The 13905-nt window shown below is 68.9% G+C and carries 13 protein-coding genes; 1 reads left to right on the plus strand and 12 read right to left on the minus strand.

From position 1 onward, the window contains the following. From DNK52_RS13530 to DNK52_RS13580, 11 genes are all read right to left on the minus strand, one after another. Positions 1-966, minus strand: a complete 966-nt coding sequence (locus DNK52_RS13530; protein ID WP_110241531.1) for an ABC transporter permease — start codon at positions 964-966, stop codon at positions 1-3. Between the two features lie 102 nt (positions 967-1068). Beyond that, positions 1069-1977 (minus strand): hypothetical protein, encoded by a 909-nt coding sequence (locus DNK52_RS13535; protein ID WP_110241532.1) that lies wholly within the window; start codon positions 1975-1977, stop codon positions 1069-1071. Positions 1978-2120: 143 nt separating this feature from the next. Continuing rightward, a complete protein-coding gene (locus DNK52_RS13540; RefSeq protein ID WP_110241533.1) occupies positions 2121-2906 on the minus strand; it encodes an IclR family transcriptional regulator in 786 nt (261 codons plus the stop codon). 40 nt (positions 2907-2946) lie between these two features. Then, complete coding sequence (locus tag DNK52_RS13545; protein ID WP_110241534.1) at positions 2947-3396, minus strand: YybH family protein; 450 nt, start codon at positions 3394-3396, stop codon at positions 2947-2949. Between the two features lie 44 nt (positions 3397-3440). Further along, positions 3441-4145 (minus strand): hypothetical protein, encoded by a 705-nt coding sequence (locus tag DNK52_RS13550; RefSeq protein ID WP_110241535.1) that lies wholly within the window; start codon positions 4143-4145, stop codon positions 3441-3443. Positions 4146-4230: 85 nt separating this feature from the next. After that, positions 4231-5808, minus strand: coding sequence for an ABC transporter substrate-binding protein (locus DNK52_RS13555; protein WP_110241536.1), 1578 nt, complete (start codon positions 5806-5808; stop codon positions 4231-4233). Positions 5809-5909: 101 nt separating this feature from the next. Beyond that, on the minus strand, positions 5910-6635 hold the full coding sequence (locus DNK52_RS13560; RefSeq protein WP_110241537.1) for a DUF3108 domain-containing protein: 726 nt from the start codon (positions 6633-6635) through the stop codon (positions 5910-5912). A gap of 48 nt (positions 6636-6683) precedes the next feature. Beyond that, a complete protein-coding gene (locus DNK52_RS13565) occupies positions 6684-8123 on the minus strand; it encodes an FAD-dependent oxidoreductase (protein WP_239455606.1) in 1440 nt (479 codons plus the stop codon). A gap of 115 nt (positions 8124-8238) precedes the next feature. Beyond that, a complete protein-coding gene (locus tag DNK52_RS13570; protein WP_110241538.1) occupies positions 8239-9201 on the minus strand; it encodes a VOC family protein in 963 nt (320 codons plus the stop codon). Continuing rightward, positions 9198-10649 carry an FAD-dependent oxidoreductase gene (locus DNK52_RS13575; RefSeq protein ID WP_110241539.1) on the minus strand — a complete coding sequence of 484 codons (1452 nt, stop codon included), beginning with the start codon at positions 10647-10649 and terminating at the stop codon, positions 9198-9200. Before DNK52_RS13575 ends, DNK52_RS13570 begins: the two co-directional genes overlap by 4 nt. Continuing rightward, positions 10646-11521, minus strand: a complete 876-nt coding sequence (locus tag DNK52_RS13580; protein WP_110241540.1) for a VOC family protein — start codon at positions 11519-11521, stop codon at positions 10646-10648. The genes DNK52_RS13575 and DNK52_RS13580 overlap by 4 nt, the downstream gene beginning before the upstream one ends. A 162-nt stretch (positions 11522-11683) precedes the next feature. Between DNK52_RS13580 and DNK52_RS13585 the strand changes: the two genes are divergently transcribed. After that, the gene (locus DNK52_RS13585; RefSeq protein WP_110241541.1) at positions 11684-13096 is read left to right on the plus strand and encodes an MFS transporter; all 1413 of its coding nucleotides are present in this window, start codon (positions 11684-11686) and stop codon (positions 13094-13096) included. Here DNK52_RS13585 and DNK52_RS13590 read toward each other — a convergent pair. Beyond that, positions 13087-13896, minus strand: coding sequence for an alpha/beta fold hydrolase (locus tag DNK52_RS13590; protein ID WP_110241542.1), 810 nt, complete (start codon positions 13894-13896; stop codon positions 13087-13089). The genes DNK52_RS13585 and DNK52_RS13590 overlap by 10 nt on opposite strands. Between the last annotated feature and the right edge of the window lie 9 nt (positions 13897-13905).

The raw sequence follows: 13905 nt of genomic DNA on the forward strand, positions 1-13905 counted from the left end.
TCACTCCTTGCCGCTCGCGTAGCCGATCCGGATACGGGGGTTGATGACCCCGTACAACAGGTCGACCACGATGTTGACGAAGACGAACACGGCGGCGATGAACATCATCACGCCGATGGTGATCGGGTAGTCACGGATGGTGAAGGACTCGACCAGGAGTCGTCCCAGCCCGGGGATTCCGAAGACCGTCTCGACGACGACCGATCCTCCAAGGAGGAAGCCGGTCTGCACGCCCAGCACGGTGATCACCGGGAGGAGAGCGTTGCGCAGGGTGTCCTTCCAGATGATGACTCGCTCACGGACACCCATCGCACGGGCGGCCGAGACGTACTCCTGTCCCATGACCTCCAGCATGCTCGAGCGGGTGAGTCGCGCCACGAGTCCGATCTGGGGGGCTGCGAGCGCAAAGGCCGGGAGCAGGGTCGAGCGCAACGACTCGACCATGTTCTCCCCGAAGGGTGTGTATCCCTGGTAGGGCATGTAGCCCGGGAACCACCAGCCGAAGATGAGCACCAGGAAGAGCGCCACCACGAAGTTCGGCACCGAGATGCCGGCCAGCGATCCCACCCGGATCACCTGGTCGACGAAGGTGTTGGCCCGGAGCGCCGAGATGACGCCCAGCGGGACACCGACGGCAATGATCATGAACAGCGCCATCACCGCGAGCTGGAGGGTGATCGGCAGCCGGTCCGCGATGGTCTGCGTCACCGGGGACTTGTCGGAGTACGACGTCCCGAGGTCGCCGCGGACCAGGTCACCGAGCCAGGTGAAGTACTGCATCCACATCGGGTCGTCGAGCCGCATGTCCGCTCGGGCCTTGGCCAGAGCCTCGGGCGGCGCCTCGAGCCCGACCGACAGCAGTGCCGGGTCGCCGGGTGCCAGCCTGAGCAGGGTGAACGCCACGATCGAGATCAGCAGCAGTACGGGCACTGCCGAGACAAGTCTGGAAACCGTCATCCTCAGCATGGGGCCCTCCTATCGCGTTCCGTCCACGACTGGGGTCGCGGAGATGTCTGCAGGTCATGGGGCCCGGGGCGGGTCCCACGGAGCATTGGGCCGGTGAGCTGTTCAGTTGCCATGGGATCCGAGGACCACGTGGGGGACCTGGTGCGGTGTGCCCAGGAGGACTGCCTGGTTGCGACCGAGAAGGTCCAGGGTGACCGGGGGGCCGGCTGCATCCCCCGCACGCTTCAACAGGCTACTCATCTCGTCGGTGACGAGGAGGGCTCCCAGGAGTCCGCGCCGCGGGGCGCGCGCGCGGCCCAGGAGCGTGCCCTCGGACGCTTCGGTCAGCCCGTAGTCGATGAGCCCGAAGTACGGCTCGCGTGTCGAGGGCCCCACGTTGCGCGAACGCAGGACCAATTCCTCCACCCCCACCATGGCCGCGAAGCTCGGGTCGTCGATCGCGTACTCGAACACGACCTCCCACCCGAGGACGTCGCGGTAGAAGTCGACGGCGGGCTGGGCATCGGTGAGCGGGGCGGAGATGCTCTGCACCTCGCTCACCCACCCGTCGGTGCGTTGCGCGAAGTCGGCGAAGAAGTCGGCCGGGCCACCGAGGAACGCGGTGACCACGTTGTCCGGCCCCCAGAGGTGGGCTTCGCGAAAAGTGCCTTCGGGCAGTTCGTAGGACGCCTCGGACTCGATGACGCGGTAGCCCAGATCCTTGGCCCGGGCGATGGCTCCCTCGTAGTCGGGCGCGTAGAAGTCGATCACCTTGAGCGCATCACGCGAGACGCGGGTCTCCCAGCTGCGTACGGTCTCGGTCGACGCCGGTGAGAAGGCGACGAGCACCACACCGGCCTCCACGCCCGGTGTGCCCAGGACTCGCACCTCTGCGCCGTCCACCTCGGTCTCATGATCGATGCCGAACACCGTGCGGGCCTGGGTCGCGTCGAGGTGCAGCGTCTCGACCAACTCCATGTCGAAGACCTCGGTGAAGACCTTCTCCTGCGCGGCCAGATCTGCTGTGGACACGATGGGGCCATAGATTCGCGTCGTCGTTGGGGGCACTCGACACTCCTGGGATGCTGGTTGAGCCGGGCGGTGGGTGATCCCGACTGCAGGACCCTAGTTTCACTCACAGGAACACCGTTCCACAAGCATCCCGGACAAAAATGTCAGACGTTCCAGCCGAAACGGGCGGAAAGAGTGGCCGCCGCGCCCAGCAGATGGGCTGTGTGCTGCTCCACGGAGCTTGCGAATCGCAGCGCCGGGCCGCAGACACTCACCGCAGCCACCGCCTCTCCTCGATGGTCGAGCACCGGGGCCGCGACGGACGCGGAGCCCGGCATGTGCTGACCGCCGGAGCGCGTCCATCCCTGGGAGCGCGTGACCTCAATGAGGCCGCGGAGCTCCGAGAGCTCCTCGCTGGCACGCTCCCCCACGACCGTCGACTCCCAGCGCGCCAGATAGGCCCGCTGCTCGCGTTCGGGGAGGAAGGCCAGCAGGGCCCGCCCGGACCCTCCGGCGTGGAGTGGGTAGGGCTCGGCCTCCGTCACGGTCATGCGCACCTCCCGGTCCGGCAGGACCTGGGCGGCGTAGATGCGCTGCCAACGCCCCACCCGCACCGAGAGCGTGGCAGTCTCGCCGGTGACCGAGGAGAGCTTCTCCAGCACCGGACGTGCCAGCACCGTGACGTCGGCACGCGACAGGTAGACGGTGCTGAGACGAAGCACCGCCCAACCCAGGGCATAGCGCTGCGTGCGTGGATCCTGCTGCACCAGGCCCCGGGCGGCCAGAGCGGTGAGGATGCGGTGCACCGACCCCTTGGGCATGCCCAGGGCCTGGGACAACTCACTGACACCCCGGTCACCGTGTCCGTGCCCCAACTCCTGGAGGACATCGAGGGCACGCTCCAGCGTCGCGACCGGTGCCGGGCCGCCGACTGCGGGCCGGTGCATCATGGCGGGCACTGTCGTGACCTCGCTCGGTGTCGTCGGTTTCTCAGGCCTCGGGGCGCTCGACCAACCAGTCCCCGGTCCCGTACGGGTCCGCCAGGGGCTGGGAGCCGTGCTCGTGCACGATGCGCCACACGCGGTCGTCGAGCCGTCGCACGACCCAGGTCATGCGCATCGGCAGCGGTCGCGACTCGCCCGCGCCTTCGAACTCGTACTCGATGCAGCCACAGACGACGGCCAGGTCTCCCGACTCGAAGACGTCGGGGCCGTCGGTCCAGCGCCACTCGATGAGCCGGATGGGCGCCTCGAAGTAGTCGCGCCATCCCTGGGCGATCTTGGCGCCGTCACGGTTGGTCCAGCGCGGACCCTCCACGAAGACGTACGTCTCCGGCGACGGGTCGAAGCAGTCGAGCACGCCCTCCAGGCTGCGGTCGCGCAGCGAGTCCAGCATGAGTGCTGCGGTCTGGAGCGGGGTGCGGTCGGGGTTGGCGATCATGGTTCTCCTCGGTGAGTGGTCGGGCGACGGGTGAGGCGGTCTGGTCAAGGGGTCTGGCCGCTGGTCGGTGGATGGTCGGGGTGGGACAGTTCGACCAGCTCGTACGTCGTTCCGTAGTGACCCCAGACGGAGCGGACGAGGGTGAGGTCCTGCGGCAGGACCCACACGTCTTCGGCGCCCAGGCCATCGGGGGTGAAGCGGAAGTGCAGCGTGTCGAAGGCGCCGGCCGGGGTGGTGATCTGCTCCGGTCCGAGACACTCGGCGACCATGGCCGTGCTGGCCAGCATCGGTGCGGAAGCGCCGTTCGGCAGAGGTGAGGAGATCAGGATCCCCTCGACGCGACGCGGCCCGGACTCCCCCGGCTCGAGGAGAGCCGCCTGCCAGCCGTCACCGGCCACCTGATGGGCGCCGAACATGGGCGCGCGGCCCGACGAAGGCAGGCGCTGCGTCAGCTGCCCCAGGAGCGGGCTGTCGATCTCTGCAGTGGCACCTCGGTCGTCGAAGCGGAACCACGCCGTGCCCACCCAGAGGTCGGCCACGCTCACTCGGACGTAGCTCTCCGCGGGACGCCAGTCCGGGCCCACGGTGAGGGTGACGTCGCGCAGGATCTCCGAGTCGTCGATCTCCGCCACGCTCCGCATGGTCCGACTGCCGTCAGGGGCGATGGTGACGTGGAACCATTCGCGTCCGCGCTCGTGGCCCTCAGGTCCCAGGTAGGCGAGTCGTCCTCGCACGCTCGAGTGGTTCACGGTCCGCTCCGTCCTTTGGTTCGGCTGAAACTCCGGCCCCGCAGCGGGGCCGCGGGACCGGAGTGTCTGGGGGTGACGCGGCAGATCAGTCGGAGAGCCAGGCCTGGTCGAGGTCCCGCAGGCTGAACAGGGACGACGGCGTGTGTCCCTGGAGCCGCGACGAGTAGCCCTCGACGTAGGGGGCGCGTACCGTCGGGATCAGCGGCACGGTCTCCAACTCGCGCTCCTGGACAGCGGCCCAGGCAGCGTCCGGGTCCTTGCTCTCACCGATGGCCTTGACGAGGAGCTCGTCCAGCTTCTCGTCGCTGAAGCCGGTGAAGTTGCCGCCGGACTCCGAGTGGAGCGCGGAGTAGACGTACGTCGGGGTGAACCCGGAGGTCAGCCCCACCTCGATGTTGAGCATCATCAGGTCGAAGTCTCCGGCGAAGAGCTTGGGCAGGTAGGCAGCCGACTCCTCGGGCGACAGGCTCGCCTCGAGCCCGAGGGCACGCAGGTTCTGCTGGATGATCGTGCCCATCGCGATGGGCATCGGCTCGTTGCGCACGATGAGGTTGATCTTGGTTCCGGCCTTCACGCCGGACTTGGCGAGCGCTGCCTTGGCCTCGTCCAGGTCGGGGTCGTCGCCGTAGGTGGTCCCCAGGTCTTCGTTCCAGTGAGGCGTGCCCTGCGACATGACCGTGGAGGCAGACTCAGCCCGGTCCTTGAAGACGTTGTCGATGATCTGGCTGCGGTCGATGGCCCAGGCAACCGCCTTGCGGAAGTCGGCGTTGGCGGTCGGGCGACCTTCCTGCATCGACGGGAAGAGCAGCGGAAGAAGTGCCGACTTGTCGGTGACCTCCACGTTCGCGCCACGCTTCTCCAGGGCATCGACCTGGTTGAAGGGCACCATCGGCATGATGTCGGCGTTGCCGCTGGAGAGGTTGGCCATGCGGGACGCGTCTTCGGGCACGGTGCGCATCACGACGCCGTCGAGCAGCGGTCGGTCCTCGACCCAGTAGTCGTCGTTGCGCTCCAGCTCGACCTCGACGCCCTGGTCCCAGGAGACGAACTTGAACGGGCCGGTGCCGTTCATCTCTCGGGCGTAGGTGTCGACGGGCTTGTACTCGGTGTCCGCAGAGATGATCGGGACCTGGGAGATGATGCCCTGCAGCACCGCGTGGGGTCGCGAGAGCGTGACTTCGACGGTGGTGTCGTCGGTCACCGAAACCTTCGTGATGGGCGAGAGCCCGGCGTACCAGATCGAGCCGTTCTCGGGGTTGATCACCTGCTCGATGGTGAAGGCGACGTCCTCGGCGGTGAGGGGGGAGCCGTCGTGGAAGTTGACGCCTTCGCGAATCGGGAAGGTGACGGTGAGCCCGTCCTCGCTGACCTCGGGGTCCTCGGTGGCCAACTCCGGGTCCAGTCCGCCCTCCTCCGTCCAGCGGTAGAGGGTGTTGTAGACCAACCCCACCAGGTTGTACGTGCCGAGCACGTTGTACTTGAGCGGGTCCAGGCTGGTCGGGTTGGCGACCCAGTCAATGGTCGCGACGCCCCCGGCGCGCGGCTCGCCTGCGTCACCCTCCTTGTCGGCGGAGCCCTGGCCGCAGGCGGCCAGCGCCATGGAGGCGACGGCCATTACAGCGGCAAGTCGGACGGGACGAGATCGAAGACGCTCGGGGCGCATAGTTCTCCTTGGGGGGAGGTCCCACTACGTGGAACGGGATTCCTGTAGGTGAAACCTTATTCCGCTCTGTGATCCGCGTCAATAGATTTTGGTGACCTGCCTCACGTGGTTGCGCCGCCGGCAGTCACGGCCGGCCACATCGGTTCCTCGCTCAACTCAGTCAGGACGTAGGTGGTGGCCAGGCGGTCGGAGCGCAGCTTCACCAGCGTCGCCCAGTGGTCAGCACTCACCCAGAGATGCTCCTCCACACCGGGGCGTGCGCTCACCACGAAATGGTCAACGTCGAAGGCCCCCGCCGGCACCTCGATCGTCTCCTTCCCCTCCCAGCGCAGGCGCAGGCCGCCGTGGCGCTCGGTCAACGGACCCGTGGACCCGTCCGGCAGGAGCGAGGTGGTGTAGCCGCGCAGCACCTCCCGCCACCCCTGCTCCCCCGGCGGGTGGTGCGGGGTGATCCACGAGTCCGCCGCCACCGCGTGCGGGACGAAGTAGTCCAGGGGCCCGTCGACCGGCACCCGCTGCGTCACCTCACCCATGCCCGCGACCCGCGTGCTGGCGATCACGGCGTCGGGCTCCACGAGGAATCTGCCCTCCCCCAGGAACTCACCAGCCCGACGCTGGCTGACGTACGAACGCAGTGGCCGCAGCGAGCCGTCCACCGTGTGCACCACCCAGCGTTCGACCCGGGTGTCGTACATCCGGCAGTGGGCCTGCAGCGTCATGGTGCCGTCGGGCGCTCGGCTGACGGTGAACGTTTCCCGGCCCCGGAGCCCGACGTCTCCGCGGTACTCCACGACGCCGCGTCTGAGCTGTTCTGTCTGAGCCTGCATGTGTGTTCCTTCCAGACGCAGCGGCAACACGATGTGGTGTTCCTTGCCTCAGGCCGTGGCCAGCCGGGTGCCGAGGAGCCGACCGAAGGTCAGGGCCGGCGTGGTCAGCATCCCGGAGCAGAACGAGTTGCCACACGTGGCACCCGCTCCGATCACCTCGCCGATGGCGTACAGACCGGGGATGACCTCACCGGCTTCGTCGCGCACCTGGAACTCGGCGTCGATGTCGAGACCCTGGAAGGTCACCAGCGTGATCGCGTGGTTGCGCACCGCGTAGAAGGGTCCCTGCGCGATGGGGGCCGGGAGGTACGTACGCCCGAACTCGGGGTCCTCGCCGGCTGCCACGTAGGAGTTGTACGTCTCCACGGTGGACACCAGGCCGGCGGGGTCGATCCCGGCCTTGCGGGCGAGCTCGTCCAGCGAGGAGGCGGAGTGGACTCCGACCCGGGTGTCGGCGACTGCCCGGACCGCATCTGGCTCGAGCCCCACGATCATCTCGTTCATGGTGCCGGTCGAGAGCGCCAGGGCGGCGTCGTCGAAGATCGTCCAGAACGTCTGGTCCGGGATCCCGACCAGCGCCCGCTCCTTCTCGTCGATCGACTCCTCGTCCTCGCGGACCCACCGCTTGCCGTCCATGTCGACGTAGATCTCACGGGGAGGACGTTCACTGGTGAGACGCTGCCGGTCGTTCCAGTTGGCGCGCCCGGGGCTCTGCGGGTCGGGCAGGCCACCGAAGGTGGGCAGGTAGGTGCCCGCTCCCTGGAGACGCGCACCCACCGCCATGCCGAGGTGCAGGCCGTCACCCGTCGAGGTCCGTGCCGCCGCGGAGACCAGCGGGGCGCCCTCGAGCTCCTGGAAGAGCTCGGCGTCGGCGCCGTAACCGCCCGTCGCCAGCACCACGGCGCGCGCCGTCACCTCGACCTCGTCCCCACCGCGCAGCACTGACACACCGGTGGCGACGCCCTCGGAGTCCTGCAGGATCTCGGTGACCGGGGAGGCGGTCCACACGGTCAGGTCGTGCTCCGCCACGGTGCGGTCGAGCTCGGCCTGGAAGACCTCGAGGATCGAGACCCCCTCGTCCTTGCCGTAATAGGTGCGGGCGATCTCGTAGGGCTCGTGGCCGTAGACGATGCGCGGCGTCTCCGGGGCGAACGGGAAGTCACGGTCCTGGAGCCACTCGATGGTCGCCGCAGCGTTCTGGGCCACCACGGTCACGAGGTCCTCGCGCGCGGTGCCCTGGGTGATCCGCTGGATGTCGGCCAGGTGCAGCTCGGCGGAGTCCTCGATGCCGCGCTCGGCCTGGCGACGGGTTCCGGCCGCGGCCATGTGCCCACCGGTCACGTGCAGCGTGCCGCCGATCTTGGGGTCCTTGTCGAGCAGGAGCACCTTGGCTCCGCCCTGGGCGGCATGGATCGCACACGGAAGTCCGGCGGTGCCGGCTCCCACCACGACGACGTCGAAGTCATGTTCTCTGCTGATGTCACTCACTCCTCACAAGACCGGTCCGGGACCGGTGGTCTGACGGGGTCGGCGGTGCCGACGGGGAGAACCACGGGCACGTAGGCACTGCCGGGTTCGGGCCGAGAATTCCTGGAGCGCCCGATCAGTGCGGGACCTCGACGAACGTTACGGGGAGACCGTTGGGCGTATTGACGAACGCTGCCGGTGCGCCGGCGAAGAGGCCGCCGGGGCCAGCCGCCACAGAGTTCAGCACCTCGCCGCCCAGGTCAGAGACCCGGGAGAGGGTCGTGTCGAGGTCGGTCACCTCGAAGAGCCAGCCCGTGTGGCCGGGGTGGCGGGCCGTACGTTGTTGCGCGCGGTGGTCCTGGCCCAGGGTCTGGTCGTCCAGACGGGTGATCTCCAGGCGTGCCGTGGTCGCCCCGGCAAGGAACGAGAGCCGCATGACCGAGCCTTCCGGCAACTGAGCCATCTCGTCGAGCCCGGGGTGGGTGAAGCTCACGTCGTACCAGGACTGCAGACCCAGTCCTTCGGGACCCCAGAAGCGCACCTCGGCCTCGAAATCGGGCACGTGGCACACCACCGACGTCAGCTCGGTGTAGTGGCGATCGGGGTCGACGTCCCAGGCGGCCGTGCCTCTGGCTGCGGCCGGCTCGACGAAGACGATGTCGACGCCGTCGGGAGCGAGCAGGAACATCTGGGTCACCGAGACCAGCGTGTCGTTCAGCGGCACCGCCCACGTCGCCGGCGGCGTGCGGAACTCCTGCCCGGCTGCGCTGAGCTCCCGGTGGCTCACCTCGATGTCGCGGGTGTACATGTTGATGGCGACCAGGCCGGTGTCGGCCTGCATCGGGTGCGCCGGAGCAGCCTGCTGGGGCACCCCCAGCAGGATCAGCCGCCCGTGATCGGCCCCTGCGGCACGTAGCTCCACGAAGGGGGTCTCCCCCACTCCCTCTCCCCACAGCCCTGCGGCCTCGGCGGCCGAGAACGTGCCGGAGCTGTGCACCTCCCAACCCAGCTGTCCGACGTAGAGCCCGAGATGGGCGTCGACGTCCTGGACGCCGAGGAAAGCGGCGTTAACGCCGCCTACGAGAGTGGGGTTCTTCACTGGTCCTCCAGAGAGCTGGCGAGGGTGCGTCCGAGGTGACGCCCCAGGGTCATGGCCGGGGTGATGCTCATGCCGCCGACGTAGTTGTCGCCGGCGAAGACGTTGTTGCCGAGGATCTCGCCCACCGCGTACAGGCCGTCGATCGGCGACCCGGCGACGTCGAGCACCCGCAGTCCGGTGTCGACCCGCAACCCGTCGCGCGACAGGATCGAGGCGGCCGTAGTGGTGATGGCGTACCACTCCCCCTCCCCCAGTCGGGTCGGGAAGGTGGTCCGCCCGAAGGGGTCCGGTTGCTCACCCGCGCCGACGGCGTTGTATTGATCGACCGATGCGCGGAGGGAGGCGGCGGGCACCTGGAGGCTCGTGGCCAACTCCTCCAGCGTGTCGGCCCGTGTGATCCAGGGGCTGTCCGCGCATGCTTCGGCGAACCGCTCCGGGGTCCATTCGTCGGCTGGGTTGCGGATCAGGCTCACCTGCGCCGCCGCCAGCACACCGTCGTCGAAGACGACGTGCATCAGGTTGCCCGGCTGCCGGATCAGGGCGCGCTCGCGCTGCTCCGGCGAGGTGGTGTCCTCGGCCACGAACCGGTCACCCTCGCGGTTCACCCAGATCTCGTGGGGCGTCCGGTAGGCCGGGGCCATCTCGACGAAGGCGACCCGGTAGTCGACCGCGTGCTGGGGCCGTTCGGGGTCGGGGATCATGCCCATGACAGGCAGGAAGATGCCGTCGGCCGAGACGTCGGCGCCGAGCTCGCGCGCCGCGATCAGCCCGTCGCCCGTCGCGTGGTCAAGGCAGCCGACGAGGACATCGGCACAGTGCTCGGGGAGGAACTCGTTGCGCAGCGCGAGGTTCGCGTCGTAACCACCGGTCGCCAGGACCACCGCGTCACCCAGCAGCTCAACCCTGGTCCCGGCGTGCTCGACGCTCACGCCGACCACGACGTCGTCGTCGGTGAGCAGGCTGGTCATGGCGGTCTCGAGGTGCAGCGTGATGCGACCGGCGGCGATGTGCTCGATCAGCAGGGGCTCCAGCGCCTTGATCACGGAGCGGCCGTGCTCGACGCCCCAGTAGGTGCGCGGGACGTCGTAGACCTCGTGACCATGGATCAGGCCGGGGCAGTCGGGGTGGAAGTCGAAACCCAGGTCGTCGAGCCAGTCGACCGTCTCGCCCTGCGCCATCACCGACAACCGTGCCAGCTCGGGATGCACGCGGTCGTGGGAGATCCGGCGCACCTCGGCCAGGTGCTTCTCGGGGGAGTCCTCGATGCCGTGTGCCGCCTGGCGGCGACTGCCCGCCCCGGAGAACTCGCCGTTGGCGATGTGCAGCATCCCGCCGATCTCCGACAGCTTCTCCACGAGGTGCACCCGGGCACCGTGGTCCGCAGCGGCGATCGCGGCACACAGGCCGGCTCCCCCCGTGCCGACCACCACCATGGTCGAGACGCTCACCGGTCGGACTCCACCAGGTCGAGCACCACACCGACAGGACCGCGTACGCCCCCGTCGACGAGGGCTTCTCCGCCTGCGGCCAGCAGCGCGGCCCGGGTGGTTGCAACGTCCGTGCAGGCGAAGACCAGCCGCTGGATGCCGAGCGGGGAGCCGCTCAGGTCCCGGGTGGGCGCGCCGCTGAAGGACATGATCTCGAAGCGGGCGGGGAGGTGTTCGCTGCCCCCCAGGAAGGCGAGCCGCAGGGTGGCGCCGACCGGCATGCCGGTGAGCTCCTCGAAGTCGGCGCCGGCCATCTCACCGTCGAAGACGGTCTCGAGCCCTCCGGCCGTGAAGAAGGCGAGCGCTGCGTCGTGGTCCTCCACGACGAGCACGGCGGTGTGGAGCTCGGAGTGGAGACGCTCCGCATTTCCCGCGTACGCAGCACTGGGGCGGTGCGCACCCGTGACGGCCCGCGGGACGGTGAACCAGACGTCGTCCGGACCTCCTGCCACGATCTCCGAGAGCGAGGCAGCTCCGTAGGGATAGGTGACCGGGCGTCGCGGTCGACCGCCGGCTGCCGCCACCGCGTCGTAGGTGTCCTCGAGGTCGCGGCTGTAGATCCCGAGGAGACGAGCCCCGAGGTCCCAGACCTCGGCGCGCTCAGCGGCAGCGTCCTGAGGGTCAGTGCCCTCAGCAGCAGGGCCCCCAGCAGCAGGGCCCCCAGCAGCAGGGACCAACCGCAATCGTCCGGACGGGGCGCCGCCCGCCGCGAGCAGCACGCCCCGTGCGGAGCGCTCCACCACGTCGAAGCCGAAGGCGTCTGCGTAGAAGCGAGTCGTTGCCGCAACGTCGCGGCAGGCCACGACGACCTCGCGGATGCAGATCAAGGACATGAGGACTCCTCCGGTAGGGCGGCATGCGAGGCAACGCAGATGACGGAGAACAGTGTTTCATGTAGTGGAACACAGTTTCAAGAGTATTCGGCACAATCTGCATCAGGAAGTGATCAGAAGCTCTTCACCTTGAATCCCGCGTAGCGTAACGTCGTTCCAGAAATGAAACGAGTCCGAATCACCCCGAGCGCCTCCACTTCGGTCTCCCCACTGGCAGCGGCCCTCATCTGCGCGCTGGGCATGGGCTGCGTCATGTACGAGCAGACCTCCCTGGTGGTGAGCGCCCCGGTCATCATCGCTGAGTTCGGTGCCGGACTCAGCGGACTGCAGTGGCTCACCGCGCTCTTTCCCCTCGTGGCCGCCAGCGCCATGCCGCTCAGTGGGCTCCTCGGGCAACGGATCGGCTCCCGGGCCACGGTGCAGTGGGGCCTGGTCGTGATCGTCGCCGGCGCGGCCCTCGCTGCGCTCGCCCCCAGCCTGGCGGTCCTGCTGGGCGCCCGAGTCATCCAAGGGGTGGGGGCCGCCCTCGTACTGCCCAACTCCGCCACCCTGTTGGGAGCCAACGTCCACGACCCGGTGCAGCGCACCAGGGCGATCGGCATCTGGATGACGGCTGGGACCAGCACCCTGCTCTTCGGTCCGCTCCTCGGCGGAACGCTGGCCGAGCACGTGGGCTGGCGGGCCACCTTCGTGGTGTGGATCCCGGTCGCGATCCTGGCGCTCATCCTCCTCCGACGCCTGGACTCCAACCCACGCGCCACGGCCGGGCGCGTCGACCTTCTCGGTCTCCTCCTGGCCTGCACGACGTTGGCGCTGGTGGCGTGGAGCCTGATCGCCAGCGGACGCCACGGTGCTGAGTGGCGGTGGATCTGTGCGGCCGCCGTGGCAGCCGTCCTCCTCGGTACGGCCTTCGTGTGGGTGGAGCGCCGCGTGCGCCACCCGCTCCTGGACTTCGCCGTCTTCCGGCCGCGACGCCTGCGGATGCTGCTTCTGGCCTGCTTCACCTACAACGCCGCCATCAACGGCACCGCCATCCTCATCTCGGTGCACTTCCAGGACCAACGCGGCCTTTCCGCCACGACCGTCGGACTGATGTTCATGGTGGCCAACCTGGGCATGCCGCTGGCCGGACTCCTGGTGCCACTGCTGCGCCGCCACCGCGACAACGTCGAACTGATGGTGGTGGGGCTGTGGGCGCTCGCGCTCGCCTACCTGTGGCTCGGAACCGGTGCCGGGTGGCACCCGGTGCTGCTCGGCGTCCCGCTGGCCCTGATCGGCCTGGGTGCCGGAGTCCTCTACTTCGTCGACACCAACACCGTGCTGGACCAGGTCAGCGGCCCGGAGACGGCCAGCACCATGGCCGCGCTCGCACTGATGCGCCAGATCGGCAGCGTGATGGGCATCGCTGCTCTGGCATCACTCGGCCAGTGGACGACGACGCTCGGGTTGAGCGCCCATCCGGCACCGCCAGCTCTCCTGATCGCCGGATCGGCCCTCGCGATCATCGCGGTGATCGGAACGCGCTGGGTCCTGCGTCGCGACCCGGGTCCCGAGGTCGGACCCACTCAGCCCTGAAGTGAATGCTCCCGGAGCAGGGCAGCCACCTCGCTCGCGCGGGTGATCATCATCTGGTGACCCCACTCAGGCAGCCGCAGGAACCGTCCTCGACGTAGCAACGACTCCGCCCTGAGGGTGGGGACCTCGAGGTCGTCGGCCGGACACAGCAGGAGCACCGGCTGCGTGACCCTCGGCAGCATCTCCGCGTGCCGGTAGTCGAACGCCGCGAGGTAGCCCCAGTGCGCACCCGCGCCGCCACGCTGCTGCTCGCCGAACTCGCGCTGTGCCAACGCGAGGGGCGTGCCCGGAGGCAGCCAGCGCACCAACTCGCTGAACTGCTCCACCAGGTGGGAGCCGTCAGGCCGTGGCGCCCGCGGGACGGCCAGCGCCTGGCGCTGCGCGAGCAACTCCTCCTCGGTGTAGACCGGCGCAGAGACCAGCGTGACCGCCCGGACCCTCTCCGGATGGCGCAGCGCCAGCTCGACTGCGATCTTGCTGCCCGTGTGATAGCCGAGGACGTCGAACTCCTCGACACCGTGGTGATCCACGACGGCCTCGATCGACTCTGCCAAGGTGGCAATGTCCACCGGCGCCAGCGGAGGGTCGGAAGCACCGAAGCCCGGCGTGTCGGGTGCCATCACGAACCGGTCGGCGCCCAGCTCGAGCAGCAGCTCGGTGTACATCCGTCCGGACCCGGGCGAGAGGTGAAGGCAGACCAGCGGCCGCTCCCCCACCCCCGGCCGACCAGCGGTCAGGACGTGTACCTGTCCGTGCGGTCCCTCCACGTACCCCTTCGTCACGTTCACTGCCTCGTCCATCCGACTTCC

The sequence above is a fragment of the Nocardioides gilvus genome, from assembly GCF_003194605.1.
Lineage (GTDB): Bacteria > Actinomycetota > Actinomycetes > Propionibacteriales > Nocardioidaceae > Nocardioides > Nocardioides gilvus.

Excerpts from the sequence above, each read along its gene's own strand:
- DNK52_RS13530 (WP_110241531.1), bottom strand. The coding sequence starts at position 966 with ATGCTGAGGATGACGGTTTCCAGACTTGTCTCGGCAGTGCCCGTACTG.
- DNK52_RS13555 (WP_110241536.1), bottom strand. The coding sequence starts at position 5,808 with ATGCGCCCCGAGCGTCTTCGATCTCGTCCCGTCCGACTTGCCGCTGTA.
- DNK52_RS13540 (WP_110241533.1), bottom strand. The coding sequence starts at position 2,906 with ATGATGCACCGGCCCGCAGTCGGCGGCCCGGCACCGGTCGCGACGCTG.
- DNK52_RS13590 (WP_110241542.1), bottom strand. The coding sequence starts at position 13,896 with ATGGACGAGGCAGTGAACGTGACGAAGGGGTACGTGGAGGGACCGCAC.
- DNK52_RS13585 (WP_110241541.1), top strand. The coding sequence starts at position 11,684 with ATGAAACGAGTCCGAATCACCCCGAGCGCCTCCACTTCGGTCTCCCCA.
- DNK52_RS13560 (WP_110241537.1), bottom strand. The coding sequence starts at position 6,635 with ATGCAGGCTCAGACAGAACAGCTCAGACGCGGCGTCGTGGAGTACCGC.
- DNK52_RS13580 (WP_110241540.1), bottom strand. The coding sequence starts at position 11,521 with ATGTCCTTGATCTGCATCCGCGAGGTCGTCGTGGCCTGCCGCGACGTT.
- DNK52_RS13545 (WP_110241534.1), bottom strand. The coding sequence starts at position 3,396 with ATGATCGCCAACCCCGACCGCACCCCGCTCCAGACCGCAGCACTCATG.